The organism is Pseudomonas sp. 8(2025), assembly GCF_052665325.1.
In genome coordinates this window covers 16,858-42,780 of the sequence record NZ_JBQOIE010000029.1, presented here as the reverse complement: position 1 = coordinate 42,780, position 25,923 = coordinate 16,858, and the positions used below count along the sequence as shown (strand labels likewise).

General features: G+C 64.0%; 23 protein-coding genes. 15 read left to right on the top strand and 8 right to left on the bottom strand.

The window, feature by feature from the left end; all coding sequences use genetic code 11:
- The 3 genes from mobA to fdhD all read left to right on the top strand — a co-directional run.
- On the top strand, nucleotides 1-504 hold a 504-nt coding region (gene mobA, locus ACUXVH_RS30520), incomplete at its 5' end, for a molybdenum cofactor guanylyltransferase (RefSeq protein ID WP_445496713.1).
- Between the two features lie 109 nt (nucleotides 505-613).
- Nucleotides 614-1,504 carry a LysR family transcriptional regulator gene (locus ACUXVH_RS30515; RefSeq protein WP_011061998.1) on the top strand — a complete coding sequence of 297 codons (891 nt, stop codon included), beginning with the start codon at nucleotides 614-616 and terminating at the stop codon, nucleotides 1,502-1,504.
- Nucleotides 1,505-1,562: 58 nt separating this feature from the next.
- A complete protein-coding gene (gene fdhD / locus ACUXVH_RS30510) occupies nucleotides 1,563-2,390 on the top strand; it encodes a formate dehydrogenase accessory sulfurtransferase FdhD (protein ID WP_011061999.1) in 828 nt (275 codons plus the stop codon).
- Between the two features lie 72 nt (nucleotides 2,391-2,462).
- Here fdhD and moaE read toward each other — a convergent pair whose 3' ends face one another.
- From moaE to moaA, 5 genes are read right to left on the bottom strand one after another with little or no spacing between them, the layout of a single operon-like run.
- Complete coding sequence (gene moaE / locus ACUXVH_RS30505; RefSeq protein WP_065363307.1) at nucleotides 2,463-2,921, bottom strand: molybdopterin synthase catalytic subunit MoaE; 459 nt, start codon at nucleotides 2,919-2,921, stop codon at nucleotides 2,463-2,465.
- A gap of 2 nt (nucleotides 2,922-2,923) precedes the next feature.
- On the bottom strand, nucleotides 2,924-3,175 hold the full coding sequence (gene moaD, locus ACUXVH_RS30500; RefSeq protein ID WP_011062001.1) for a molybdopterin converting factor subunit 1: 252 nt from the start codon (nucleotides 3,173-3,175) through the stop codon (nucleotides 2,924-2,926).
- Nucleotides 3,172-3,654, bottom strand: a complete 483-nt coding sequence (gene moaC, locus ACUXVH_RS30495) for a cyclic pyranopterin monophosphate synthase MoaC (protein WP_036996513.1) — start codon at nucleotides 3,652-3,654, stop codon at nucleotides 3,172-3,174. The genes moaD and moaC overlap by 4 nt, the downstream gene beginning before the upstream one ends.
- 26 nt (nucleotides 3,655-3,680) lie before the next feature.
- Nucleotides 3,681-4,580, bottom strand: a complete 900-nt coding sequence (locus ACUXVH_RS30490) for a bestrophin family protein (RefSeq protein ID WP_065363306.1) — start codon at nucleotides 4,578-4,580, stop codon at nucleotides 3,681-3,683.
- Between the two features lie 45 nt (nucleotides 4,581-4,625).
- On the bottom strand, nucleotides 4,626-5,624 hold the full coding sequence (gene moaA / locus ACUXVH_RS30485) for a GTP 3',8-cyclase MoaA (protein WP_047287823.1): 999 nt from the start codon (nucleotides 5,622-5,624) through the stop codon (nucleotides 4,626-4,628).
- Nucleotides 5,625-6,080: 456 nt separating this feature from the next.
- Here moaA and ACUXVH_RS30480 point away from each other — a divergent pair, with 456 nt between their 5' ends.
- The 5 genes from ACUXVH_RS30480 (at nucleotide 6,081) to ACUXVH_RS30460 (ending at nucleotide 11,245) form a co-directional block, all read left to right on the top strand.
- On the top strand, nucleotides 6,081-8,405 hold the full coding sequence (locus ACUXVH_RS30480) for an FdhF/YdeP family oxidoreductase (RefSeq protein ID WP_053152590.1): 2,325 nt from the start codon (nucleotides 6,081-6,083) through the stop codon (nucleotides 8,403-8,405).
- Between the two features lie 128 nt (nucleotides 8,406-8,533).
- Nucleotides 8,534-9,955, top strand: a complete 1,422-nt coding sequence (locus tag ACUXVH_RS30475; RefSeq protein ID WP_065363305.1) for a cytochrome ubiquinol oxidase subunit I — start codon at nucleotides 8,534-8,536, stop codon at nucleotides 9,953-9,955.
- A 16-nt stretch (nucleotides 9,956-9,971) separates the two neighbouring features.
- Complete coding sequence (cydB, locus tag ACUXVH_RS30470; RefSeq protein ID WP_011062007.1) at nucleotides 9,972-10,988, top strand: cytochrome d ubiquinol oxidase subunit II; 1,017 nt, start codon at nucleotides 9,972-9,974, stop codon at nucleotides 10,986-10,988.
- Nucleotides 10,975-11,106 (top strand): hypothetical protein, encoded by a 132-nt coding sequence (locus ACUXVH_RS30465; protein WP_015636146.1) that lies wholly within the window; start codon nucleotides 10,975-10,977, stop codon nucleotides 11,104-11,106. Before cydB ends, ACUXVH_RS30465 begins: the two co-directional genes overlap by 14 nt.
- Nucleotides 11,099-11,245, top strand: coding sequence for a DUF2474 domain-containing protein (locus ACUXVH_RS30460; RefSeq protein WP_011062008.1), 147 nt, complete (start codon nucleotides 11,099-11,101; stop codon nucleotides 11,243-11,245). The genes ACUXVH_RS30465 and ACUXVH_RS30460 overlap by 8 nt, the downstream gene beginning before the upstream one ends.
- Nucleotides 11,246-11,303: 58 nt before the next feature.
- Here ACUXVH_RS30460 and ACUXVH_RS30455 read toward each other — a convergent pair whose 3' ends face one another.
- The 3 genes from ACUXVH_RS30455 to ACUXVH_RS30445 form a co-directional block, all read right to left on the bottom strand.
- Nucleotides 11,304-12,278, bottom strand: coding sequence for a Dyp-type peroxidase (locus ACUXVH_RS30455; RefSeq protein ID WP_015636148.1), 975 nt, complete (start codon nucleotides 12,276-12,278; stop codon nucleotides 11,304-11,306).
- Nucleotides 12,279-12,612: 334 nt separating this feature from the next.
- Nucleotides 12,613-14,886 (bottom strand): FdhF/YdeP family oxidoreductase, encoded by a 2,274-nt coding sequence (locus ACUXVH_RS30450; RefSeq protein ID WP_011062010.1) that lies wholly within the window; start codon nucleotides 14,884-14,886, stop codon nucleotides 12,613-12,615.
- A gap of 251 nt (nucleotides 14,887-15,137) precedes the next feature.
- A complete protein-coding gene (locus ACUXVH_RS30445) occupies nucleotides 15,138-16,031 on the bottom strand; it encodes a DMT family transporter (RefSeq protein ID WP_011062011.1) in 894 nt (297 codons plus the stop codon).
- A gap of 132 nt (nucleotides 16,032-16,163) precedes the next feature.
- Between ACUXVH_RS30445 and ACUXVH_RS30440 the strand changes: the two genes are divergently transcribed.
- The 7 genes from ACUXVH_RS30440 (at nucleotide 16,164) to ACUXVH_RS30410 (ending at nucleotide 25,835) form a co-directional block, all read left to right on the top strand.
- Nucleotides 16,164-16,601, top strand: a complete 438-nt coding sequence (locus tag ACUXVH_RS30440; protein WP_011062012.1) for an Lrp/AsnC family transcriptional regulator — start codon at nucleotides 16,164-16,166, stop codon at nucleotides 16,599-16,601.
- Between the two features lie 305 nt (nucleotides 16,602-16,906).
- A complete protein-coding gene (locus ACUXVH_RS30435) occupies nucleotides 16,907-17,548 on the top strand; it encodes a response regulator transcription factor (RefSeq protein WP_065363304.1) in 642 nt (213 codons plus the stop codon).
- Between the two features lie 71 nt (nucleotides 17,549-17,619).
- Entirely contained in the window at nucleotides 17,620-21,240 is a 3,621-nt protein-coding gene (locus tag ACUXVH_RS30430) for an ATP-binding protein (RefSeq protein ID WP_065363303.1), read from the top strand.
- A 123-nt stretch (nucleotides 21,241-21,363) separates the two neighbouring features.
- The gene (gene gbpA, locus ACUXVH_RS30425) at nucleotides 21,364-22,893 is read left to right on the top strand and encodes an N-acetylglucosamine-binding protein GbpA (protein WP_073857947.1); all 1,530 of its coding nucleotides are present in this window, start codon (nucleotides 21,364-21,366) and stop codon (nucleotides 22,891-22,893) included.
- 318 nt (nucleotides 22,894-23,211) lie between these two features.
- The gene (gbpA, locus tag ACUXVH_RS30420; protein WP_073857945.1) at nucleotides 23,212-24,732 is read left to right on the top strand and encodes an N-acetylglucosamine-binding protein GbpA; all 1,521 of its coding nucleotides are present in this window, start codon (nucleotides 23,212-23,214) and stop codon (nucleotides 24,730-24,732) included.
- A gap of 66 nt (nucleotides 24,733-24,798) precedes the next feature.
- Nucleotides 24,799-25,305, top strand: a complete 507-nt coding sequence (locus ACUXVH_RS30415) for a cytochrome b (protein WP_065363301.1) — start codon at nucleotides 24,799-24,801, stop codon at nucleotides 25,303-25,305.
- A complete protein-coding gene (locus ACUXVH_RS30410) occupies nucleotides 25,302-25,835 on the top strand; it encodes a type II secretion system protein N (protein WP_065363300.1) in 534 nt (177 codons plus the stop codon). The genes ACUXVH_RS30415 and ACUXVH_RS30410 overlap by 4 nt, the downstream gene beginning before the upstream one ends.
- Nucleotides 25,836-25,923: the final 88 nt, after the last annotated feature.

Genomic DNA, 25,923 nt, shown 5'->3' with positions numbered 1-25,923 from the left:
CGCGGCCAGCCGCTGATCGCCCATGTGCAGGCGGTGGTGCGGCCCTTGAGCGATGACCTGATCATTTCCTGCAACCGCAACGCCGAGCGCTACCGGGCCTATGCCGACCGCTTGGTGGAGGACGGGCAGAAGGATTTCCCCGGGCCCCTGGCCGGAGTCCTGGCCGGCCTCGCGACGGCCCGCCACCCCTGGCTGCTGGTGCTGGCCTGCGATGCGCCGCAGATCGACGCGGCGCTGATCCAGGCCCTGCTGGATGCCCGCGGCAACGACGCCAGGCCGGTGATGGTGCAGCAGGCCGGGCAATGGCAACCCATGTTCAGCCTGATCCCCACGGCGCTGCTGGGCGACCTGCGCCAGGCCTGGGACAACGGCGAGCGCAGCCTGCTGCGGGCCCTGGCCGCCCATGGACTGAGGCCCCTGCCCTGCGCCGCGGACGATCCGCGGCTGAGCAACTTCAATACCCCTGAACTACTGTCTGAAGCAGGCCCCAAGCCCCTGGCCTGAACACCGCCGGAGGTGCCCAAGGGCGCGACCGGGCAAGGCCCCAGGCCTTTTCATGGGCGCAACACCTGCGTTATTACTGAACCCGACTTTTCCCACAACAGGTGCCACCGTGGACATCAAGCAACTCAAGTTTCTGATCGCCCTGGAGCAGACCCGGCACTTTGGCCAGGCCGCCGCGCGCTGCCATATCACCCAGCCGACCCTGTCCATGCGCCTGCGCAATCTTGAGGATGAACTGGACCTGATCCTGGTCACCCGTGGCCAGCGCTTCGAAGGCTTCACCGAAGCCGGCGAGCGGGTGCTGGCCTGGGCCAAGACCCTGCTGGCAGCCCATGACGGGCTGTTCGCCGAAGCCGCTGCCTGCCGCGGGCAACTGGTGGGCAAGCTGCGCCTGGGGCTGGTACCGCTGAGCGGCTTCAACCCCATCAGCTACGTGCAACAGCTATCGTCGAGCTTCCCGGAACTGCAGTTCAGCCTGTCGTCCATGAGCTCCGACCGGATCATCGAGGACATCGGCAACAACCAGCTGGACCTGGGGGTCTGCTACCTGGACCACGTCAACCCCAACTACCTGGACTTCTTCGAGATCGGCGAGACCCGGGTCGGCCTGCTCTACGACACCCGGCACTTTCATTTCGAAGGCACCGAGATGAGCTGGGAGGACGCCGCCGAACTGCCGCTGGGCATGCTCAGCACCGGCATGCACTATCGCAAGTCCATCGACCTGAGCTTTCGCAGCCGCGGCCTGAACCCGCAGCCGATCCTGGAAAGCGACTCCACCTACCAACTGTTCCAGGCGATCCACGAAGGCTTCTGCTGCTCGATCATGCCCCTGGACAGCGGCCTGGATTCGCCCATCGAGAACCTGGCCTTTATCCAACTGCCGGATGCCAGCGTGCTGGCGCCACTGGGGCTGGTGATGCGCAAGACCGAGCCGCGCTCGGCGATTGCCGAAAAGTGCTTCGCCGAAGCCAAGAAGCTGTTTGCGATCAAAGAGTGAATCAATGCCCCAGGGCCGCCCATGGCCCTGGGCAAATCGAATGCAACGAGGTGTGGTCATGGTTTGCCGGATCGAACAAACGGAGCAACAACCCGAGGCCAATGCGCCGGCGCCGGCGCCGCAGCGGGTGGCCTATCGCGAGTACAGCGCCGACGGCCCGATGGCCGAGGCGCCGCTGGCCGCCGAGATCGCCCTGGCGATTACCTACAACGGCCTGAGCCAGGCGGTGATGATGGTGTCTCCGGGCAACCTGGAAGACTTCATTCGCGGCTTCAGCATCACCAACGACATCGTCAATGACCTCGGCGAAATCTACGACATCCGCCTCAGCCACTTCCCCCAGGCCTGCCAGGCCGACGTGGAAATTTCCAGCCGGGCGTTCTGGGCCCTCAAGGACCATCGCCGGCAAATGGCCGGCACCAGCGGCTGTGGCCTGTGCGGAGTGGAGGCCCTGGAACAGGCGCTGCCGCAACTGCAGATCCTCGAACCCGCGGCCCTGCCACCTGCCGAACACCTGCAGGGCCTGCGCGAGCGCATCGAACAGGCCCAGCACATGGCCCGCAGCAGCGGCGCCCTGCACGCGGCGCTGTACTTCGACGAACAGGGCGAGGTGCGCCTGTGCCAGGAAGACATCGGCCGCCACAACGCCCTGGACAAGCTGATTGGCGCGCTGCTGCAGGCCGGGATCGATGGCCGCCAGGGCTTTACCGTGGTCACCAGCCGTTGCAGCCTGGAACTGATCCACAAGGCCGTGCGCGCCCGCCTCGGCACCCTGGTCAGCCTCTCGGCGCCGACCGCACTCACCGTGCAATGGGCCAACAAGCATCGCCTGAACCTGATCCACGTCCCCCACCGCAACGCCCCACGAATCTACAGCCCGGTGTAAATGCACCACGCCGGATGACATGCATCCGGCGTGGCTAGCCCCTTCCCTCAAGCCTCTGTCAGCGGCATAAGCTCAACGTTCTACACCCCAACGTTCGGCCGCCTGCCGGTCGCTCTCGCGGCCGTCGATCCAGCGTTCGCCGGCCGGGGTGACTTCGCGCTTCCAGAACGGGGCGCGGCTCTTGAGGTAATCCATGATGAAGGCGCAGGCCTCGAAGGCCGCTTGGCGATGGGCGCTGGCCACCCCGACAAAGACGATGGGCTCACCCACCTGCAGCAACCCCACCCGGTGCACCAGGCTCACCCGGTTCAGCGGCCAGCGCGCCTGGGCCTGCTCCACGATGCGCTGCAGCGAGCGCTCGGTCATGCCCGGGTAGTGTTCAAGAAACAGGCTGTGCACCGCCTCCCCCAGGTTGAGATCGCGCACATAACCGATAAAGGTCACCACGCCGCCGACGCTGGCGTCGCCGGCCTGCAAGCCGGCATTCAACTGGTCGAGGCTCAACGCCTGGGTCTGCACCTGGATGCTCATGCTCAGCCTCCGGTCACTTGCGGAAAGAAGGCGATTTCATCGAAGTCCTCGATGGCCGCATCGAGCTTGCACAGTTCCTGGTTCAGCGCGCACATCAGGCTGTTCTCCCCCAGCACCTGCGCCCAGGTTTCACCCCGGGCCATCAGCCGCTGGCGCAGGTCCTCGACGGTGCGCAGGCTGGCATCCAGGGGCAGTTTCTCGCCACCGCAGCCCAGTTGCTCACGGTAGCGGGCAAAGTAGTTGACCAGAATCATCGGGCCTCTCCTGCGATAAAGGTGCCGGACTTGCCGCCCTGCTTCTTCAGCAGGTGCAGCCCTTCGATGACCATGGCGCGGTCCACCGCCTTGCACATGTCATAGATCGTCAGCGCCGCCACGCTGGCGGCGGTCATGGCTTCCAGCTCGACCCCGGTGGCGCCGTTGAGCCGGCAGCAACTGGTGATCTGCACCCGGTCCGGCGGCAGTGCCTGCAGTTCGATGTGGATCCCGGTGAGCAGCAACGGGTGGCACAGGGGGATCAGTTCGTGGGTCTTCTTTGCCGCCATGATCCCGGCGATGCGCGCCACGGCGAACACATCGCCCTTGGGATGGCCCTGGTCCTGGATCAGTTGCAGGGTGGCCGGGAGCATGCGCACCCAGGCCCGAGCCTGGGCCTCGCGCTCGGTAGCGGCCTTGCAGGTGACATCCACCATGCTGGCCCGGCCCTGGTCGTCCAGGTGAGTGAGTTCATTCATGTGCAACCTCGGATAACAACAGTGGATCAGCTCAGGACATAGTCCACCGGCTCCAGCGCCGGCGGCAGTTCGGTGGCCCCCAGGGCTTCGAGAATCTCGCGCTCGATGTTGCGCACGATGGCGCTCAGCGGCAGGTCGTTCTCGTCGTGGCCGAAGGGGTCTTCCAGCTCGTCGCCAATGGCGTCCAGGCCGAAGAAGGTGTAGCTGACGATGGCGGTGAAGATCGGCGTCAGCCAGCCCAGGGGCTCGGCCATGGCAAAGGGCAGGAGGATGCAGAACATGTAGCTGGTGCGGTGCAGCAGCAACGTGTAGGGAAACGGCAGCGGCGTGGCCTTGATCCGCTCGCAGGTGGATTGCGCGCCGGTGATGGCCGCCAGTTGATTGGCCAGCAGCAGGTAGCGCCATTCGCTGAGCCGCTCCGCCTGGGCCTGGTCCGAACACTGGCGCGCGATCTGGCGCAGCAGGCTGTCCGGCAGGTTGCTGGTGCTTGCCGGCGGCAACTGGCTGAGCCAGGTTTCGGCAGCGCTCAGTTCATCTTCGCGGCGCAGCCGGGCCTTGAGGGCATGGGCGAAACCGCACAGGTCACGCAGGATCGCGCTGCGCGCCCGGGTGTCTTCAAGCACCTGGGTTTCGCGGATCATCGAGCGCACCTCGGTCACCACCGTGCCCAGGGCCTTGCGCGCTTCGTACCAGCGGTCGTAGCAGGCGTTGTTGCGAAAGCTCATGAAGATCGACAGCGACAGGCCGAGCAAGGTGAACGGGGTGGCATTGACCTTGGAGAAATACGCCGGGTGCAAGGTCTCGATCAGCACGATGGCCGAGGCCAGCAGGGTCACCAGCAGGCTGCGCAGGGCGATGCGCTTGGCAATCGACCCCTTGAGGGAAATCAGCACGCTGATCAGGTTGGGTTTGGATCTGACGATCATCGGGGTAGAACCTTTGCACAATGAAAAGCCGTGATGAGCAGCGGTTCAGCCGCCGGTCATGTTCATGAAGCGCACCACCTGCACCTCGTCGTTGAGTTCGAAGTGATGGCTGTAGGGCTTGAGTTTCATCGCCTCGACTATGGCCCGCTGCAGGCGCCCGGTATCGCCGGGGTGAGCACGCAGCACGGCCTTGAGGTCCACCGAGTGCTCGTTGCCCAGGCACAGCAGCAAGCGGCCTTCGACGGTCAGGCGCACGCGGTTGCAGGTGCCGCAGAAGTTGTGGCTGTGGGGCGAGATGAACCCCAGGCGAATGTGCGGCGCCTCGGCCAGGCGCCAGTAGCGCGACGGGCCCTGGGTCGACTCGGCGGACTCGATCAGGGTGTAGCGCTCGGCGATCCGCTCGCGAACCCGGGCACTGGAAAAGAACGCATCGCTGCGGCTGTGTTCGCTGATGGTGCCCAGGGGCATTTCCTCGATAAAGGAGATGTCCAGGCCGCGGTCGATGGCAAAGGCCACCAGCTCGTTGATCTGCCGGTCGTTGCGCCCCTTCATCACCACACAGTTGAGCTTGGTGCGCTCAAAGCCGGCGGCAATCGCCGCGTCGATGCCGGCAACCACCTGGCCCAGCTCGCCGGTGCGGGTCAGCTGCCGAAACAGGGTCGGGTCCAGGCTGTCGAGGCTGATGTTCAGGCGCTTGACCCCGGCGTCGAACAACGGCGCGGCCAGCTTGCCCAGTTGCGAGCCGTTGGTGGTCATGCACAGCTCTCGCAGCCCGGGCAGCCGGGCAATGCCCCGGCACAGCTGGACCACCCCGGGGCGGATCAGCGGCTCGCCGCCAGTGAGGCGGATCTTGCGGGTGCCCAGGGCCACGAAACGTTCGGCCAGCTGGTACAGCTCTTCCAGGGTAAGAATGCGTTGGCGCGGCAGGAACTGCATGTCCTCGGCCATGCAATACACACAGCGGAAATCGCAGCGGTCGGTCACCGACATGCGCAGATAGTCGACCCGCCGAGCGAAGCCATCGAGCAATACCTGATCTGACATCCGAGCCTCTTTCGACGGTGGGAATCCATCGCGATTAGTTGAAGTTCTTCCACACAAGAACATGCAGAAGGTGTTATTGGCGGCAAGATTAAAAGCCATTAAAAGCCCCGTCCAATCGCTATTAACAACTGGCTGATCAATACAATCTATCACTCCTAAAATCGCTTCCAAAAAAGACCGAAACAAACAATCAACCATTTGATATATATAGGTTTTTAACGATGATAGAGGCTTTCGATCAGCCGGTCATTAATTGCGATTAGACAGCGGCCACGGGTGACGAATAGGCTTTATTCGTGGCCCATATAACGAGCCCTGAAAGTTACTCCACGCCAATAAGCAATACCGAACTCAAACAAGTTCACAACAACCGCATTTAGCCTGTGCAGTCAAACAATCACTGACATCGATTCAATGTCGGCCGGTTGCCTGCGTGCGCTGTATTGGAGAAATATCATGAGCGAAGTTGATCGATACAAACCCTACAAGGGCGCCGCTGCCGGTTGGGGGGCGCTGATCGCAGTGACCAAGAACTGGCTGGGCAGCGAGAATGCCTTCAAGAACATCCGCGCCATGCTCAAGACCAACCAGAACGGCGGCTTCGACTGCCCCGGCTGCGCCTGGGGCGAGTCGCCGGAAAACGGCATGGTCAAGTTCTGCGAGAACGGCGCCAAGGCGGTCAACTGGGAAGCCACCGGGCGCCTGGTGAACCCGGCCTTCTTCAACAAATACACGGTCTCGGCCCTGGCCGCGCAGAGCGACTACTGGCTCGAGTACCAGGGCCGCCTGACCCACCCCATGCGCTATGACGCCACCCAGGACCGCTATGTGGAAACCACCTGGGACGAAGCCTTCGACCTGATTGCCAGCCACCTAAAGGGCCTGGACTCGCCCAACCAGGCGGAGTTCTACACCTCCGGCCGGGCCAGCAACGAGGCGGCCTACCTGTACCAACTGTTCGTACGCGCCTATGGCACCAACAACTTCCCCGACTGCTCCAACATGTGCCACGAGGCCAGTGCCGTGGGTATGTTCGAAAGCGTCGGCGTGGGCAAGGGCACGGTGGTGTTCCATGACCTGGAACAGGCCGACGCGATCTTCGTCATCGGCCAGAACCCCGGCACCAACCACCCGCGGATGCTCGAGCCACTGCGCGAGGCGGTGAAACGCGGTGCCCAGGTGATCTGCTTCAACCCGCTCAAGGAACGTGGCCTGGAACGCTTCCAGCACCCCCAGCACCCGCTGGAGATGCTCACCAACGGCTCCGAGCCCACCTCCTCGGCCTACTTCCGCCCGGCCCTGGGCGGCGACATGGCGGCCTTTCGCGGCATCGCCAAGTTCCTCCTGCGCTGGGAACGCGAAGCCCTGGCCAACAATGGCGAAGCGGTGTTCGACCGGGCCTTCATCGCCGAACACACCTCGGGCCTGGACAGCTACCTGGCCGAAGTCGATGCCACGTCCTGGAACCACATCGTCGAGCAGTCCGGCCTGAGCCTGGCCGACATCGAGCTGGCCGCGCGCATGTACCGCAAGGCCAAGCGCGCGATCATGTGCTGGGCCATGGGCCTGACCCAGCACACCCACTCGGTGCCGACCATCCAGGAAGTGATCAACGTGCTGTTGCTGCGGGGCAATATCGGCCGTCCCGGCGCCGGCCTGTCGCCGGTGCGCGGCCACAGCAACGTGCAGGGCGACCGCACCATGGGCATCAACGAACTGGCGCCCACCGAGCTGCTGGATGCCCTTGAGGCGCGCTTCGGCTTCAAGCCGCCCCGGGAGCACGGGCACAACACGGTGATGGCGATCTCGGCCATGGAACAGGGCCGGGCCAAGGTGTTCATCGGCCTGGGGGGCAACTTTGCCCAGGCCACCCCGGACACCCCGCGCACCCACGCTGCCCTGCGCAACTGCGAGCTCACCGTGCACATAGCCACCAAGCTCAACCGCAGCCACCTGGTGACCGGGCGCGAGGCGCTGATCCTGCCGTGCCTGGGCCGCACCGATATCGACATCCAGGCCAACGGCCCGCAAGGCATCACCGTGGAAGACACCTTCAGCATGGTGCATATCTCCCACGGCCAGCTCAAACCCAAGTCGCCGCACCTGCGTTCGGAACCGGCGATCATCGCCGGCATCGCCAACGCCACCCTGGGCCAGCACCCCATCGACTGGCTGTGGGCGATCGAAGACTACGGGCGCATCCGCGACCTGATCGCCGACACCATCCCCGGTTTTTCCGACTTCAACCTCAAGCTGCTCAACCCCGGCGGCTTCCACCTGGGCAACGACGCCAGCCAACGGCGCTGGAACACCGCCACCGGCAAGGCGCGGTTCATCCCCAGCGAGCTGCCGGAACACCTGGTCAGCGCCGGGGTGCGCAAGCTCAAGGTCAAGCCCGACCTGATCCTGCAGACCATGCGCTCCCACGACCAGTACAACACCACCCTGTATGGCCTGGACGACCGCTATCGCGGGGTCTACGGCATGCGCGAGGTGCTGTTCGCCAACGAGGACGACATCCGCCGGCTGGGCTACGAGCCGGGACAGAAGGTCGACATCGTGTCGCTGTGGGATGACGGCCGGGAACGCCGGGTCAGCGGTTTCACCCTGATCGCCTACGACATTCCCGCCGGCCAGTCGGCCGCCTACTACCCGGAGACCAACCCCCTGGTGCCCCTGGAAAGCTACGGCGACCGCACCTACACGCCGACCTCCAAGTTCATCGCCATCCGCCTGGAGCCGGCGGCGGCCAGCAACCTGATCCAGTCCGTCGGCGTTTGACCCGGCCGGAGCGGCCAAGGCGCCGCTCCAGCCTGCCCCGCGCAGCCTTTTGCCGTACGCCGCGAACCCGGGTTCACGGCGGCCGGAAGGCGCCTGCGCGGGCCCCCAGCCATTACGAGGGTTTCGTCATGTTTCATCTACAGGCACTCGACCTGGCGCGCATCCAGTTCGCGTTCACGGTCTCGTTCCACATCATCTTTCCCGCCATCACCATCGGCCTGGCCAGTTTCCTGGCGGTGCTCGAAGGGCTGTGGCTCAAGACCCACAACAGCACCTACAAGGACCTGTACCACTTCTGGTCGAAGATTTTCGCCGTCAACTTCGGCATGGGCGTGGTTTCCGGGCTGGTCATGGCCTACGAGTTCGGCACCAACTGGAGCCGCTTCTCGGACTTCGCCGGGAGTATCACCGGCCCTCTGCTGACCTATGAAGTGCTGACCGCGTTCTTCCTCGAAGCGGGCTTTCTCGGGGTCATGCTGTTCGGCTGGAACCGAGTGGGTCGCGGGCTGCACTTTTTCGCCACGGTGATGGTGGCCATCGGCACCCTGATCTCGACCTTCTGGATCCTCGCCTCCAACAGCTGGATGCAGACGCCCCAGGGCTTCTCCATCGTCGATGGGCGGATCATGCCCATGGACTGGCTGGCGATCGTCTTCAACCCGTCCTTCCCCTTCCGCCTGATGCACATGGCGATTGCCGCATTCGTCGCCACGGCGTTCTTCGTCGGATCGAGCGCCGCCTGGCACCTGCTGCGGGGCAACGACACGCCGCCGGTGCGCAAGATGCTGTCGATGGCGCTGTGGATGGCGCTGATCGTGGCACCGATCCAGGCGGTGGTCGGTGACGCCCATGGCCTGAACACCCTGGAGCACCAGCCGGCGAAGATCGCTGCCATCGAAGGCCACTGGGAAAACCACGGCAGCGAACCCTCGCCCCTGGTGCTGTTCGGCATTCCCAACATGGACGGCGAGAAAACCGACTACGCCGTGGAAGTGCCCTACCTGGGCAGCCTGATCCTGACCCACAGCCTGGACAAGCAGATCCCGGCGCTCAAGAGCTTCCCCAAGGAAGACCGTCCCAACTCGGCCATCGTGTTCTTCAGCTTCCGCATCATGGCCGGCCTGGGCATGTTGATGATCCTCACCGGGTTGCTGGGCCTGCTGCTGCGACGCAACGGCGGGCTGTACCGCAACCGCCTGTTCCTGCGCCTGGTGCTGTGGATGGGCCCCAGCGGCCTGATCGCCCTGCTGGCGGGCTGGATCACCACCGAAGTCGGGCGCCAGCCCTGGGTGGTGTACGGCCTGCTGCGCACCAGCGACGCCGCCTCCAACCACAGCGTGGCGCAACTGAGCATCTCCCTGGCGCTGTTCGTGGTGATCTACTTCTCGGTGTTCGCCGTGGGCATCGGCTACATGATGAAGCTGGTGCGCAAGGGCCCGCAGCCCCACCACGAGCATCCGCCCAGCACTGCGCCCGGCCAGGAGCCGACTCCGCGCCGGCCGCTGTCGGCCATCCCCGAGACCTTCGCCACCGGCGACCACCACCTCTGAAACAAGGGCAACCAACATGACGATTCAAGGCATAGACCTGTCATTGATCTGGGGCGTGATCATCGCCTTCGGGGTGATGATGTACGTGATCATGGACGGCTTCGACCTGGGGCTGGGGATCCTCTTTCCGCTGATCCCCGATGCCCGGGAGCGGGACGTGATGATGAACACCGTGGCCCCGGTGTGGGACGGTAACGAGACCTGGCTGATCCTCGGTGGCGCGGCGCTGTACGGCGCCTTTCCCCTGGCCTATTCGGTGATTCTGGAGGCCCTGTACCTGCCGCTGATCTTCATGCTCGCAGGGCTGATCTTCCGCGGCGTGGCCTTCGAGTTCCGCTTCAAGGCCAGCCCCGAGAAACGGCACATCTGGGATTGGGCGTTCATCGGCGGCTCGCTGCTGGCGACCCTGTGCCAGGGCATCGTGATCGGCACCTATATCAGCGGCATCCCGGTGGTCGATCGGCAGTTCGCCGGCGGCACCCTGGACTGGCTGGCGCCCTTCCCGCTGTTCTGCGGCCTGGGGCTGATCGTGGCCTATGCGCTGCTGGGCAGCACCTGGCTGCTGGTCAAGACCGAAGGCATGCTGGAAGCGCGCATGCGCCACTACACCCGGCCCCTGGCGTTCGCGCTGACCGCGGTGGTGGCGGTGCTCTGCGTGTGGACCGCGCTGCTGCACCCGGAGATCGCCAACCGCTGGTTCAGCCATGCCCATATCGTGATCTTCGGCGCCCTGCTGGTGCTGGGGCTGGCGGCACTGTTCGGGCTCCTGGGCACTTTGCGCCAGCACCATTCCCACTGGCCGTTCGTGTTCACCCTGGTGCTGGTGTTCCTCGGCTACATCGGCCTGGCGTTCAGCATCTGGCCGAACATAGTGCCGCCGTCCATCAGCCTGTGGGAGGCGGCTTCACCGCTTTCCAGCCAGCTGTTCATCCTGATCGGCACCCTGTTCATCCTGCCGGTCATCCTGATGTACACCTGCTGGAGCTACTACGTGTTCCGCGGCAAAGTGAGGATTGGCGATGGCTACCATTGATCGAGCAACACCCCTGCCCTGGCACAAGGCTGTGGCGCAACTGAGCCTGCTGTTCATCGGCGCACTGCTGATGCTCGCCTGCAGCGGCGCACTGATGCTGGAGCTGGCGCATGGATAGGCTATCGACGCGGCCGGCATCCACCTGGCAGCGGTTGCTGTGGATGGGGGGTATCTGGCTGGCCAGTGTGGTGGGCCTGGGGCTGGTGGCCGGCGTGTTGCGGCTGCTGATGCAAGCCGCCGGCATGCACAGCCACTGAGCAGGGGCGATAACGCCTGCAACCCCGGCCCGCAATAGCGGGCCGGTTTTTTTTGCGCCTACAGGCCGGTGGGCGCGCGCTCGGCCAGGTCTTCCAGCAGGTCGGCGGAGGGCACGAAGAACAGCCCGCCGGTGACCGCGGTGCTGAAGTCCAGCAGGCGATCGTAGTTGCCTGCAGGGCGGCCGACGAACATGTTCTCCAGCATCTGCTCCACCGGCCGTGGCGAGCGGGCGTAGCCGATGAAATAGGTGCCGAATTCCCCGGCGCCCGGGCGGCCGAACGGCATGTTGTCGCGCAGGATCTTCACCTCCTCGCCGTTCTCTTCCAGGGTGGTCAGGGAGCTGTGTGAGCAGCTGGGTTTCACTGCATCGTCGAGTTCGATATCCGACAGTTTGGTGCGGCCGATGATGCGCTCCTGGGCCTCCACCGTCAGTTCGTTCCAGGCGGTCATGTTGTGCAGGTACTTCTGCACCAGCACGTAGCTGCCATTGCAGAACTGCGGGTCCTCGTCCCCCACCAGGGTGAAATCCACCGCCTCGCGGCCTTCCGGGTTCTCGGTGCCGTCGACGAAGCCGACCATGCTGCGCATGTCGAAATAGCGGAAGCCCTGGACCTCGTCCACCACCTTGATCGAATCCCCCAGGGGCTTGAGCAACTGCGTGGCCAACTCGAAGCACAGGTCCATCTGCTCGGCACGGATGTGCAGCAGCAGGTCGCCGGGAGTCGATGGCGCGCGGCGCCCCTCCACGCCCACCTCGATGAACGGGTGCAGCGACGCCGGGCGCGGGCCGCCGAACAGGCGGTCCCAGGCGCTGGAGCCAAAACCGCAGACACAGGACAGATTGCCCCCCGGGACACGCTTGCCCACCGAACGGGTCAAGGCGGCGATATCGGCGCACCAGTCGCGCACGGTTTGCGCGGCAGCGGCGCCGGGCGCCAGGGTGGCGACGATGAAGATCGCGCTACGGGTGATGGGATTGCAGATGGCTTGGGGCTCGGGCTTGCGCTCGGCCAGGGAGGACGGCTGGGTCATTATGGGTTCCACAGGCTGCGGTCGGAAAAATCACCGACAGGAAAATAGCAGATTGTGACCTTGGCCAGGGAGATTGCTCCCCCTGGAAGGTGCCGCCCTCCCACTCACCGAATCCCCGGGCCATCAAGCATCTCTGGCCTCCCGAAGCGCACGACCCTGTAGCCGCTGCCGAGCCTGCGAGGCTGCGCAAAGGACCGCAGGGCCTTGCTTGGCGATCTACCGCCGGGCATCAGCGTTTTCCGGATCGCCGCGGCCGCTACGCGACCGTGCGCAGCCTGCGGCAGCGGCTGCACGAGTCGCGAGGCGGTGTGACGCTGTGACGCTGTGGCTCCGTTCAAGCGGGGCTTGAGCGCAACACTCGCACCGGCACCGATTTGTAGGACGGCGTGCCGCTGTCCACGTCCAGGTAGTCCAGGGGCACCAGGCGGTTGGCTTCGGGGTAGTAGGCGCCCACCGTGCCATTGGCGATCTTGTATTCGATGGCGGTGATCTTCTCGTAGCGCAGCCGGCGCCCGCCGATCACCGTTTCGATGTCCACCAGGTCGCCATGGGCCAGGCCCCGGGCGGCCAGGTCCGCCGGGCTGATGAACAGTACGTCGCGGCGGCCGAACACCCCGCGATAGCGGTCGTCCAGGGCGTAGATGGTGGTGTTGTACTGGTCGTGGCTGCGCAGGGTGATCAGCCGCAGCACATCGGCGCCGTCCACTTCCTTGTCCTCATGCAGCCCGGGAAAGACGAAGAATTCGGCCTTGCCCGAGGGCGTCAGCCACTGCCGCTCGGCTGCCGCCAGGGGCATGCGGAAACCACCTGGCACGCGAATGCGGGCGTTGTAGTCGTCAAAGCCGGGCACGGTCTGTTCGATCAGGTCGCGGATCTTGTCGTAGTCGGCCACCAGCTCCAGCCAGGGCACGCGGCTGCCCGGCAGGGTGGCCCGGGCCATGCCGGCGACGATCGCCGGTTCCGACAGCAAAAACTCGGAGGCCGGCGCCAGCTTGCCGGCCGAGGCATGCACCATGGACATCGAGTCTTCGACGGTGATCGCCTGACGCAGGCCGTCCTGCATATCCAGCTCGGTACGGCCCAGGCAGGGAAAGAGGAAGGTTTCCCGGGCCACCAGCAGGTGGCTGCGGTTGAGCTTGGTGGCGATGTGCACGCTCAGGTCCAGCTTGCCCATGGCCGGGAAGCACTGGCCCGGGTCCGGCAGGGCCACGGCAAAGTTGCCCCCCAGACACAGCAGGGCCTTGGCGCTGCCGGCGATCATCGCCTGCATGGCTTGCACCGCATCGTGACCGTGATGCGCCGGCGGGGTGAAGCCGAAGGTCTGCTGCAGCTTGTCGAGAAAGGCCGGGGAAGGCTTCTCGGTAATGCCCACGGTGCGGTTGCCCTGCACGTTGGAGTGGCCGCGCAACGGGCAGATCCCCGCCCCCGGCTTGCCCAGGTTGCCCCGCAGCATCAGCAGGTCGCAGATCAGCCGGACATTGGCCGTGCCTTCGTTGTGCTGGGTGATGCCCATGCCGTAGGTGACGATGGTGGCGTTGGACTTGGCATAGGCCGCGGCGACCATTTCCAGGTCCGCCTGGTGCAGGCCGCTGGCCTGCTCGATGTCTGCCCAGGCGGTGGCATGCAGGTCCGCCGCCAGGGCCTCGAAGCCCTGGGTGTGCTCGGCGATGAATGCCTGGTCCAGGACTTGCCCCAGGCTGTCCTCCAGGGCCAGCAGCGCCTTCATAATGCCCTTGATCGCCGCCGCGTCGCCGCCAGCCTTGACCTGGAAGTACGACGAGGCGATGCGGGTGGAACCGTAGGTGGCCATCTCCACCATGTTCTGCGGGTCGGCGAACCGCTCCAGGGCGCGCTCGCGCAAAGGGTTGAAGACCATGATCGGCACCTTGCGCCGCGAAGCTTCATGCAGGGTGCCCATCATCCGCGGGTGGTTGGTGCCGGGGTTGTGGCCGATGGAGATGATCAGCTCGCAGAGGTCGAAGTCCTCCAGCGAAACCGTGCCCTTGCCGATGCCAATGGACCGCGGCAGGCCGACGCTGGTGGGCTCGTGGCACATGTTCGAGCAGTCGGGAAAGTTGTTGCAGCCGTATTCCCGGGCGAACAGCTGGTACAGGTAGGCCGCTTCGTTGGACGCGCGCCCGGAGGTGTAGAACTCCACCTGCTCGGGCTGCAGGCTGCGCAGGATCTCGCCGATGCGGGCAAAGGCGTCCTGCCATGCCACAGGCTTGAAGGTGTCGCTGGCACGGTCGTAGACCAGGGGCTCGGTCAGGCGCCCGAGATCTTCGAGTTCGTAGTCCGAACGCTGCAGCAATGAGGTCACCGGATGCTGGGCGAAGAACGCCGGGGTTACCCGCTTGTTGGTAGCCTCCCAGGTCACCGCCTTGGCGCCGTTTTCACAGAACTGGAAGGTCGACTTGTGCTCCTTGTCCGGCCAGGCGCAGCCCGGGCAGTCGAAGCCGTCGGGCTGGTTGGTGCGCATCAGGGTCAGCGGCGCCTTGAGGGTGTCCATCTGCTCGCGCACCGCGGTCGCAGTGGCCTTGAGCGCGCCCCAGCCACCGGCGGGACCATCGTAGTTGCGGATTCCGGGAACCTTGCGTCGAGTACTCATGAGCGCTCCAGGGCCGGCCCGGCGCTGCACGACGCGAACCGGTGGTTGCGGGTGACCGAGGCGCGCCAGGGCAGGATGCCCAGAGGCCTGGATCAAGGGGCAAGTGCGCTGGAAAAGCCTCAGCGCAGGGTAAAATCTAGCCCTGCGGGTTGGCCTGTCAAGGCCAGGCGCCGACCGGTACAGGGCCCTTGCCAGGGCCCCGGCCAGGCCCGGGGGAGCCTATTGCAGGCCCCCGCCAGAACCTGTAGCGCCTACTGCAAAACGCTGCGCCGGCGCTTGAGGGTCCAGCCCTGCTGCATGCCGGCCGCGGCCAGCAGGATCGCCCCCACGCCCACCCATTGCAGCAGCCCCAGGCGGTGCCCGAAGGCCACCCAGTCGACCAGGATCGCCGCAATCGGGTAGATGAACGACAAGGCGCCGGTCAGGGCCGTCGGCAGTTTCTGGATCGCCCCGTACAGCAGCACGTACATCACCCCGGTATGGAGAATGCCCAGGGTCAGCAGGCTGGCCCAGGCGCTGGCCTGCTGGGGTGGCGCGCCGAGGTTGGCCCAGGGCGCCAGCAACAGCACCCCGGTGCAGACCTGGATCAGGGCGATCAGGTGCGGCGGCGTGCCGCTCAGGCGCTTGATCAGCAGCGCGGCAAAGGCGTACAGCGCCGCCGCGCCCAGGGCCAGGGCAATGCCCAACAGGTAGTCGCCACCCTCCTCGCCCTGGCTGCCGTGGGCACTGACGATGGCCAGCATTCCGGCGAACGACAGGCCCAGCCAGAACAGCTTCTGCGGGGTGATCTTTTCTCCCAGGAACAACGCCCCGAGGGCCACCAGGATGAACGGCTGAACGTTGTACACCGCGGTGCCGATGGCGATCGAAGCCCGGGAGTAGGAACCGAACAGCAGCACCCAGTTGCCGACAATGGCCACGCCACTGAGCACCGCGAGGATCAAGGCGCGCTTGCTCAGAATGTTCTTACGCAAAAAGCCGAAAGCTCCACAAATCAGCAGCAAGGTCCCGGCGCCGAACAGGCACCGCCAGAACACCACATCCAGCACCGGTTGCCCGGACACCAGGACGAACCAGCCAATGGTTCCGGAAATCAGCATGGCAGCGGTCATTTCCAATGATCCGCGTCGGGTTTGTGCATCCATCATCAGGCTCCTTTGCAAGTGGGCAAATTATGCCCAGCCAGCAGAGCCCATCGCCAGATCAAAACCTGGGCTAGAATCGATTCAGACCTTTTTTATCAAGGCCAAAGAGCCCATTCACCTAACGAGATCGCCATGCTGGATGCCATCGACCAAACCCTGATCAGCGCCCTGATGCAAGACTCGCGACGCTCCCTCAAAGCCCTGGCGCAGATCAGCGGGCTGTCCGCCCCCAGCGTCTCGGAGCGCTTGCGCCGGCTGGAAGAACGCGGCGTGATCAGCGCCTATACCCTGGAGATCGACCCCAGGTTTCTCGGTTACCAGTTGCAGGCCATCGTCCGCATCCGCCCCTTGCCGGGCAAGTTGCAGGAGGTCGAACGGCAGATCCTGGCGATTGCCGAGTTCACCGAATGCGACAAGGTCACCGGCGACGACTGCTTCATTGCCCGTCTCCAGGTGCGCTCCATGGAACAACTGGACAGCCTGCTGGACCACCTCAATCACTACGCCGAAACCAACACCGCGATTGTCAAGAAATCGCCGATCAAACGGCGCCTGCCGCCTCTGGAATGAGCCCCATCCCGAAAGCGCCTTCAGGATTGAAAAACGCCAGAAACGAAGCAGAAAAGCACCGCTGATAGCCCAATCCAGAGGCGTTTCACACTACAAATCAGCTACGCATCCTACATATTTACAGGACATTTCTTAGCAAACATAAGACGATTCTTAAAAGCGCCTCAGCAGCTTTTTGACGCCAATTTCAGTGATACCCTGCGAAACCTCTGACGAACCCACTAGCAAAATGCCTACTCCAACCAAAGGAAGCCGGCGCTTTGCTGGGTGCTCATGCCTGTCGAAAAGCCGAGTAGCGAAAAACGATGTCGATCCGCGTCCAGATAGCCGATGACCATCCCCTGACCCTGATTGGGATACACACCCTGCTGGAGAACCGCGCCAACCTGGACGTGGTCGCCCAGGCCCACAGTGTTGAAGCCCTGCTGGAGAACCTGCAGCGTCACCCCTGCGACCTGCTGTTGACGGATCTGATGATGCCCGGCGGCGAGCAGGTGGACGGTATCCGCCTGATCCGCCGCTTGCGCACGCTGTACCCGCAGCTGGCGATCGTGGTGGTCACCATGCTCGACAACCCGGCGCTGATCAGCAGCGTGCTCAAGCTGGGCATCCAGGGCCTGGTGAGCAAGCGCGGCCTGCTCAACGACCTGCCCAAGGCCGTGGCGGCCAGCCCGCGTGCGCCTTTCGTCTCCGCGTCGATCCAGCACCTGCTGGATTCCAGCGCCGCGTTGCACGGCAAGCCGTTGCTGCAACCGGAGCAACTCTCGGCCCGGGAAGTCGAAGTACTACGCCTGTACGGCACCGGCATGAGCATCGGTGCCATTGCCCTGCATCTGTGCCGGAGCAAGCAGACCATCAGCACGCAAAAAAGCAGCGCCATGCGCAAGCTCGGCCTAGACACCTCTGCCAGCCTGTTCCTGTACATCCAGGAGCACGGCCTTTCCTGAGCTGCAAGCGCGGCACATCCCGGAGTCCCCCCTCTATGTATCTCTTTTCGCTTTCCTTCGTGCGCCGGAGGATGCAGCGCTTTTGCCTGCTGCTTATCCCGCTGGCCAGCCTGCCAACCCTGGCCACAGCCCACGCCGACAACCTGCCGCCAGCCGCCCGGGACAGCAACCTGCCGCTGAACAAACTGTTGCAGCTGCGCGACAGTCTGCCGCGCAAGCGCCTCAAGGTGGCGCGGATCGTACCGCCGGATCGGCCCATGGAGAGCGCCGGCAATCAGGTCTTGAAGGCCATCTCCGACCAGTACCTGCAACTCATCGGTGAACAACTGGACCTGCACTTCGAAAACGTCGAGCTGCCTTCGCCCCAGGCGGCGGTGGATGCGCTGCTGGAGCAGCGGATCGACCTGCTGCCGAGGGCCAGCGATTTTGAAGCAGCCAATCCGGAGCTGCGCCTGAGCCTGCCCTATTTGCGCAACCAGCCCATCATTGTCGGCCGCTCCAGTGACCGCAGCCTGCCCCTGGACCTGCGAGGCAAGCAGGTGCTGGTGCTAAAGAACTACCTGGACAGCAATCGGGTCCGCAAGGCCTACCCCCTGAGCATACTGCGCGAGGTCAGTACCACGGCGCTGGCCTTCGAGCAGTTGGCCCGGGGCGAAGCGGACGCCTTCATAGGCGACCAGTTCCGCTCCGACTTGTACCTCCAGGCACGTACGGACCTGGCTCTGCACAACAAGTTTTCCGCACAACTGCCCGACACCGGCTTCGCCTTCGCCGTGCGCCGTGATGAACTCACCCTGCTAACCCTGCTCAACCATGCGCTGCAGAGCATTCCCGAGGCCCAGAAGCTCAAGCTCCAACAGCAGGCCAGCCACGGGCCGTTCCCCTATTCCCCGATCGACACGTTCATGCTCAGCCCCCAGGAACTGGGGTGGTTACAGGACCACGGGCAAATCAACTTGCTGGCCCATGAAGCGCCGCCATACCTGTATCGCACCAGCGACGGGCGCTGGTCCGGTCGCAGCGTCGAGCTGCTGCAGACCCTCGCCGATGCCTTTCGCCTGGAACTGAACATCGAATCGAGCCAGTCCCGGTCCCACGACCTGGAGCAACTGACCAGAGGCCACGTCGACCTGGCCACCCGCCCGCTGGCGATTGCCGACGGCTCCCGCGGGATACGTTTCAGCCAGCCCTATGTCACCCGCAACTGGGCCTTCATCATCCGCAACGGAGACAGTTCCCCCAGTTCCCTGGAGGCCATGGAGGGGCACACCCTTTCGCTGCCGCGCCAGCACCCGCTGCTTGAACACTTGCGCCTGCGCTATCCGCAGATCCAACTGATGCTTACCGACAACTTCCAACAGGCCCTTGACCTGGTGCGCCTGCGTCGGGCCGACGCGACCCTGGACAGCCCCGCTAGCGACCCGATGCAGCCTGGCCCAGGCCTGCAATACGGCCTGTCGATCAAGGCCACGCCCAGCCCCCACCAGTTCGCCGTGGCCCAAGGCTCCGGCGAGTTGCTGGGTATCCTCGACAAGCTGCTGGACTCGTTGTCCCGCGCACCGCTGAGTGATATCCAGGTGGTGGCCGAACGCCCCCGGGACAATTTCTGGGAATGGGCCGCAGACCAGGCCTGGCACGTCGGCGTCGGGGCTCTGGTGATCTTCGCCCTGTTCCTGGTGTGGAACTGGCGGCTGAAGATCCAGGTCAAGGAACGGATCTGCGCCCAGACCCGGCTGCAGGACAAGCTGGCATTCCAGTTCTCCCTGCTCAATGGTCTGCCGACGCCACTCTACGTCTGCGACCTGCATGGTCGCCTGAGCACCTGCAACCGCGCCTACGAGGAGTTCTTCAGCACCTCCCAGGAACAGGTGGAGGGCTGCCTGCCCACCGAACAACTGAACATGCCAGCGGAGTTCGCCCAGGTCCTGCAGGACGAGCACCAACAACTGCTGCACAACCACCGGCCGCGCTTTCTCGACACCAGCCTGGTGATCAAGGGTGAACAACATTACCTGTACCAATGGCTGGTCCCCTTCTACAGTGCCCGGGGCCTGCTACAGGGACTGCTCGGCGGCTGGCTGGACATCTCCGAGCGCAAACACCTGGAAATCAAGTTGCGCGAAGCCAAGCAGGTGGCACTCAAGGCCAGCGCGGCCAAGAGCGAATTCCTGGCGTCCATGAGCCACGAGCTGCGCACTCCGCTCAACGCTCTGGTGGGCCTGCTGGAGCTGGAAACCAGCAGCCGCACCTTGCCATCGCACAACCTGCGGGTGGCCCAACAATCGGCGACTTCGATGATCGACCTGATCGGCAACATCCTCGACCTGGACAAGATCGAGAGCGGCCTGATGCAGCTGGCGGCGCACCCTACCGCGCTGGAGCCGTTGCTGACCAACAGCCTCGGCCTGTTTGCCGCCCAGGCGCGGGAGAAAAACCTGCAACTGCACTTCGACTACCATGCCGACCGCCAGCGCCTGTACTGGGTCGACTCGCTGCGCGTGCAGCAGATCTTCCACAACCTGATCAGCAATGCACTGAAGTTCACCGACCAGGGCGGCATCCATGTCCGAGTCAGCGAAAGTGTCCTGCGCGAAGGCGTCAGCCTGCTGACCCTGAGCGTCAGCGATACCGGTATCGGTATTCCCCTGGCCTTGCAGCCACAGATCTTCGAACCCTATCGCCAGGCCAGCGCGCGCACCGCCCACCTCTATGGTGGCTCGGGGCTGGGCCTGAGCATCTGCAATCAGTTGACCCAGTTGATGGATGGGCATATCTGGCTGGAAAGCCAGCCCGGCCAGGGCTGCTGCGTGAGTGTGGAACTGCCCCTGAGCTGGCAATTGGCCCCCGGGCCAGTGGACGAGCCCCTGGTGCCTGACCAGCAGGAGGCCAAGGCCCTGCGAGTCCTGGTGGTGGACGATGTGTCGACCAACGGCCTGGTGCTGACTCTGCAACTGGGTCGCCTGGGGCATCAGGCAGAACATGTGTGCAGCGGCGAACAGGCCTTGCTGGCCCTGAGCGAATCCACCTACGACGTGCTGATCAGCGACTGCAACATGCCGGGCATGGATGGCTACGCCCTGGCTCGCACCGTGCGCCAGGATGAACGGCGCCTGGGGCTGCCCCAGCGGCTGATCATCGGCTACACCGCCAGTGCCCTGAGCAATGAAGCCACCCAGTGCTCCAACGCCGGGATGAACGACCTGATGATCAAGCCGGTAACCCTGGCACGCCTGCAGGAAGTCCTGAACAACTACGCGCCGGTCGAGGAAGAGCCTCGGGATATTCGCGCCTTCAGCCTCGACCACCTGGATGAAGCAGGCCGGAACAGTTCGATCCTGCGCCGGCGCATTCTCCTTGAGCTGACCAAAAACCTGCAGCAAGAGATCCAGCAGATACGCGACACCGACCTGGCCGTCATGACGGAGACCATCGGCGACCTGAGCCACCGCCTGACCGGCGTGGCCTGCCTGATCGATGCCAGCGAAATGGCCGCGGCCTGCCAGGCCCTGCGCCAGGTCAACGTGCACCAGCCACAGGCAGTCCGCCGTTGCCAGGCCAACCTGTTGCACAGCATGGAGCGCATCTTCGAACAGGCCAAGGCCGACCTGGCGGCCCTGCGCCAGCCCCTCCGGCCCTGGTCCAGGGGCATTGCTCGCGCGCCGCTGACTGACTCTCGTACTTGTCCCATGTGAAGTGGCGCCCGCCCTTCCTACCCTTGCGCTTGCTTTCGGGGGGCGCAAGACAGGGGTGCCAGCTGCACATCCTTCCCCACGATCGCGTGTTGAATCCAATAATTCCCAACTAAGGATCAATCGATGATCACGTTGCACCGAGCCCGTTCATTCCTCAAGCTTCCGCTGGCCATGGCCATCGGCATGGCTGCGCTCGCGGCTCAACAAGCCAGCGCTCACGGTTATATCGAGAGCCCGAAATCCCGCGCCTTCATGTGCCATACCAATGGTGGCAAGCTCAACGCCAACTGCGGCGCCGTGACCTATGAGCCACAAAGCACCGAGTACATCGGCCGCCCGGGGGAAGGGGCCATCTCGCACTTCCCAAGCAGCGCCCAGGCCTGCACTGGGGACTTCACCAAGTGCGGCCCGGCCAACGGCACCATCCCTGCCGGCGGCCTGGCGCGTTTCTCGGAGCTCAACGAGCAGACCGCCACGCGCTGGAGCAAGAACACCATCAAGCCGGGCCCGCAGACCTTTACCTGGCACTACACGGCGGCCCACTCCACCCGCTACTGGCAGTTCTACATCACCAAGAAAAACTGGAACCCGAACCAGCCACTGACCCGTGATTCGTTCGAAAGCACACCTCTGCTGGACGAGCCATGGCCAGCCCTGAACGCCCCGACCGCGGCGGGCGGCAAGACCAGGCACACCGTGAACATCCCGTCCGACCGCAGCGGTTACCACGTGCTGCTGGCGACCTGGAAAGTCCACGACACCGACGCCACTTTCTATCAGGTGGTCGACCTGAACATCGACAATGGCGCCACCATTCCGTCGACCTGGACCACTGTCGGCGCAGTCCAGCCTGAAGCCTTGAGCATCGGCGACAAGGTCAAGACCCGGGTGTTCAATGCCCAGGGCGAACAGGCCGCCAAGCAGATCGTGCTGCAAATCAGCTCCGCCGAACTGGCCAAGGCCGACGTCTGGCCGCACGAACTGGCCAAGAAGGTCAACGCTGCCAAGCAGGGCTACCAGATGGGCCTGCTCAACGACAAGGACGAAGTGCTACCCAACTTCGGCAAGAACGACATCCTGGTCAAGAAAGGCAGCGACATCGTCAACGTGATGATCGACAAGGAGCAGGCTGCCAAGCCGGGCGAACTGTCCATCACTGGCATGCAGTCCGAATACACCCTCAAGGACGGCAAGGTCGACCTGCACTTCAATGCCATCGCCAAGGGCGGCGACTACACAGTGAAAGCCACGGTGTACAACGCCAAGGGTGAAAGCGTGGCGTTCCAACAGGCTCCAGCCGGCAATACCCCGCACTTCTCCATGACGCTGACCGGTCAGAGCGCCGGCAAATACGACCTGGTCGTGGTAGCCACGTCGAAGAAAGGCGAAGTGCTGCAGCAGACTGCCAGCTTCTCCCTGAAACAGGAGGAAAGCGGCGGTGGCGGTGAGGGAGGCGGCAAGTACGATCACGTCTTCCCCCAAGGCTTGAGCACCTACAAGGCCGGCACCCTGGTGCTGCAACCCAAGGACGGCAATACCTACAAGTGCAAGCCCTTCCCCTACAGCGGCTACTGCGTGCAGTGGAAGGCCGGAGCGACGCATTACGAGCCAGGTACCGGTAGTCACTGGACCATGGCCTGGGATCGCCAGTAACCATCAGTGGTGAAGGTTTCACCTTGGAGCGTGGCATGCGAATGCCACGCTTTTTCTGCGTACAAAGCACGCTCCGTACCAGTGCTGGCAATCGCGCAAAAACGCGCGAAAACGCCCGGCACGCCTGGCCCTTGCTGCCCAACAGCGCTAGCTGGCGACTCTCGTACTCGTCCCATGTCCCCTCCCAGACCCTGCCGCGTAGCCTGTGGTTGTTCCCAGGGCAGCTCTGGCACGGATGCCAACCGTCCCCTCAGATCGGTCCCCAGTGGCGCCCCCGAGAACTCCTGCATTTCCTTCTATCTGCTCAAGGATCTAACAATGATCAAATCCAACCGAGTTCGCTCGTTCCTCAAGCTGCCGCTGGTCCTGGCCATGAGCGTTGCCGGCGTTGCTGCTCAGCAAGCTTGCGCTCACGGCTACATCGAGAGCCCCAAGTCCCGTGCCTACATGTGCAACGAGAAAGGCCTGAACCAGAACAGCAACTGCGGAGCGGTGGCTTACGAGCCACAGAGCACCGAGTACATCGGCCGCAAGTTCGAAGGCGGCTTCTCGCACTTCCCAAGCGCCGCCCAGGCCTGTACCGGTGACTTCACCAAGTGCGGCCCGGCCAACGGCACCATTCCTGCCGGCGGCCTGGATCGTTTCTCCGCGATCAACGAACAAAGCAGTACTCGCTGGACCAAAAATACCATCAAGCCAGGCCCGCAGACCTTCGCCTGGAAGTACGCCGCTCCCCACGCCACTCGCTACTGGCAGTTCTACATCACCAAGAAAGACTGGAACCCCAACCAGCCACTGACCCGTGATTCCTTCGAAAGCACCCCACTGCTGGATGAGCCATGGCCAGCCCTCAACGTTCCGGCGAAAGCTGGAGAAACCACCAAGCACACCGTGAACATTCCGTCCGACCGCAGCGGCTACCACGTCGTGCTGGCGACCTGGAAAGTCCACGACACCGACGCCACTTTCTATCAAGTGGTCGACCTGAACATCGACAACGGTGCAGTCATTCCTTCGGGCTGGACCACTGTCGGCCAGGTCAACCCGGAAGCCTTGAGCATCGGCGACAAGGTCAAGACCCGGGTGTTCAATGCCCAGGGCGAACAGGCCGCCAAGCAGATCGTGCTGCAAATCAGCTCCGCCGAACTGGCCAAGGCCGACGTCTGGCCGCACGAACTGGCCAAGAAGGTCAACGCTGCCAAGCAGGGCTACCAGATGGGCCTGCTCAACGACAAGGACGAAGTGCTACCCAACTTCGGCAAGAACGACATCCTGGTCAAGAAAGGCAGCGACATCGTCAACGTGATGATCGACAAGGAGCAGGCTGCCAAGCCGGGCGAATTGTCCATCACTGGCATGCAGTCCGAATACACCCTCAAGGACGGCAAGGTCGACCTGCACTTCAACGCCATCGCCAAGGGCGGCGACTACACCGTGAAAGCCACTGTGTTCAACGCCAGAGGTGAAAGCGTCCTGTTCCAGGAAGCTCCAGCCGGCAACAACCCGCATTTCAGCATGACCCTCACCGGTCAGGGCGCCGGTCAGTACGACCTGGTCGTGGTTGCTACTTCGAAGAAAGGCGAAGTGCTGCAACAGACCGCCAGCTTCGCCCTGAAAGCCGAAAACGGCGGCGGCGAGCCAGGCCAGTACGACCACGTGTTCCCGCAAAGCCTGAAGTCCTACAAGGCTGGCACAGTGGTGCTGCAGCCCAAAGATGGCAACACCTACAAGTGCAAGACCGGCCCTGTTGCCGGCTGGTGCACCATCTGGACCAGCACTAACAACGCCTATGAACCAGGCGTAGGTTTCGCCTGGCAGCAGGCGTGGGACAAGAACTAAGCCACACCTTCGTTAACCCGAGCGTGGCGCTTGGCGCCACGCTTCCTTTTGCCAGTCATGCCCCCTATGTCTACTCGCAATTACTCCAGGCTTCATGTGCTGCTGCACTGGACCTTCGCCACCATCATCATCTGGGCAACGCTCAGTGGCTTCGGCAACGCCCTGCTCGACCTGCCCACCGTGATCGCCGACGGGATCAACTTCATCAACGTGTCGTTGACCTTCCTGCTGATTCCGCTGCTTGGCCTGCGAGTTGTGTGTGCCCTGGACCGCCAGGAACCGGCCTCCCCCCATCGGCTCGCCCGCCTGCTGGCCAAGGGCGGACACCTGGCGCTCTACCTCACGACCGGCCTGGTGCTGGCCACTGGCGTATTGATGATGGAACGCCCGATCAATGTCTTCGGCCTGCTGTCACTGCCCCAGCCGCTGCAGGAACCGCTGCTCACTGCCTTCTTCAATAGGGTGCACAAGTACGCCTGCGTCGTGCTGGCGCTGCTGGTGGTCGGGCATGTGGCAGCGGTGGTGATCCATCACTGGCGCGGTGAAAAACTCCTGCGGCACATGAGCCTATGAACCTCCTGCGCCGATGCCCACGCGCCGTTCTACAGATCGGCGCGTTGTCGTTGCTGGTGACCTGGCTGGGCTGGCTCGCCTACAACAGCTTCCTGTTCGCCCAGCGTCTGGACGAGACCGTGCGCCCAGGGCCCCTGGCCGTCAGCGAGCCGCCGCGCCTGCCGCCGAACAACGCGGCCATAGCCCAACTGTTCGGTGTGCTGCCCCAGGAAGCCACCGGCAACCTGCCAAGAGTGCCGCTGACGCTGCTGGCCAGCCTGGTGGAACGTCGCCCGGAACTGTCCAGGGCGCTGATTGAATCCCCTGAGGGCAGCCGTTTCTATGGCATTGGCGAGCCCCTTCCCGGAGGTGGCAGCCTGCGCGAGATCAGCACCCAACAGGTGCGCATACAACGCTTTGGCGAAGACCAGTCGCTGTCTCTGGCCCACCACTCGACTCCCCTGCTGATGCCGTTGCCCATGGCCCCCGAGATGCCTCAAAGCACTGCTGTGCGGGCAGAAACCCACAACCTTGTTCAACCCTCTTTGTGACCCCCCAAGACATCATGAAACGAACATTCATTGCAGGCTCCCTACTGGCCCTTAGCACCTTGATCGGCCCCGTCCAGGCCGCTGAAAA

Coding starts and splice junctions, on each gene's coding strand:
- fdhD (WP_011061999.1), top strand. CDS start 1,563: ATGGTTTGCCGGATCGAACAAACGGAGCAACAACCCGAGGCCAATGCG.
- moaE (WP_065363307.1), bottom strand. CDS start 2,921: ATGAGCATCCAGGTGCAGACCCAGGCGTTGAGCCTCGACCAGTTGAAT.
- moaD (WP_011062001.1), bottom strand. CDS start 3,175: ATGATTCTGGTCAACTACTTTGCCCGCTACCGTGAGCAACTGGGCTGC.
- moaC (WP_036996513.1), bottom strand. CDS start 3,654: ATGAATGAACTCACTCACCTGGACGACCAGGGCCGGGCCAGCATGGTG.
- ACUXVH_RS30490 (WP_065363306.1), bottom strand. CDS start 4,580: ATGATCGTCAGATCCAAACCCAACCTGATCAGCGTGCTGATTTCCCTC.
- moaA (WP_047287823.1), bottom strand. CDS start 5,624: ATGTCAGATCAGGTATTGCTCGATGGCTTCGCTCGGCGGGTCGACTAT.
- ACUXVH_RS30480 (WP_053152590.1), top strand. CDS start 6,081: ATGAGCGAAGTTGATCGATACAAACCCTACAAGGGCGCCGCTGCCGGT.
- ACUXVH_RS30475 (WP_065363305.1), top strand. CDS start 8,534: ATGTTTCATCTACAGGCACTCGACCTGGCGCGCATCCAGTTCGCGTTC.
- cydB (WP_011062007.1), top strand. CDS start 9,972: ATGACGATTCAAGGCATAGACCTGTCATTGATCTGGGGCGTGATCATC.
- ACUXVH_RS30465 (WP_015636146.1), top strand. CDS start 10,975: ATGGCTACCATTGATCGAGCAACACCCCTGCCCTGGCACAAGGCTGTG.
- ACUXVH_RS30460 (WP_011062008.1), top strand. CDS start 11,099: ATGGATAGGCTATCGACGCGGCCGGCATCCACCTGGCAGCGGTTGCTG.
- ACUXVH_RS30455 (WP_015636148.1), bottom strand. CDS start 12,278: ATGACCCAGCCGTCCTCCCTGGCCGAGCGCAAGCCCGAGCCCCAAGCC.
- ACUXVH_RS30450 (WP_011062010.1), bottom strand. CDS start 14,886: ATGAGTACTCGACGCAAGGTTCCCGGAATCCGCAACTACGATGGTCCC.
- ACUXVH_RS30445 (WP_011062011.1), bottom strand. CDS start 16,031: ATGGATGCACAAACCCGACGCGGATCATTGGAAATGACCGCTGCCATG.
- ACUXVH_RS30440 (WP_011062012.1), top strand. CDS start 16,164: ATGCTGGATGCCATCGACCAAACCCTGATCAGCGCCCTGATGCAAGAC.
- ACUXVH_RS30435 (WP_065363304.1), top strand. CDS start 16,907: ATGTCGATCCGCGTCCAGATAGCCGATGACCATCCCCTGACCCTGATT.
- ACUXVH_RS30430 (WP_065363303.1), top strand. CDS start 17,620: ATGCAGCGCTTTTGCCTGCTGCTTATCCCGCTGGCCAGCCTGCCAACC.
- gbpA (WP_073857947.1), top strand. CDS start 21,364: ATGATCACGTTGCACCGAGCCCGTTCATTCCTCAAGCTTCCGCTGGCC.
- gbpA (WP_073857945.1), top strand. CDS start 23,212: ATGATCAAATCCAACCGAGTTCGCTCGTTCCTCAAGCTGCCGCTGGTC.
- ACUXVH_RS30415 (WP_065363301.1), top strand. CDS start 24,799: ATGTCTACTCGCAATTACTCCAGGCTTCATGTGCTGCTGCACTGGACC.
- ACUXVH_RS30410 (WP_065363300.1), top strand. CDS start 25,302: ATGAACCTCCTGCGCCGATGCCCACGCGCCGTTCTACAGATCGGCGCG.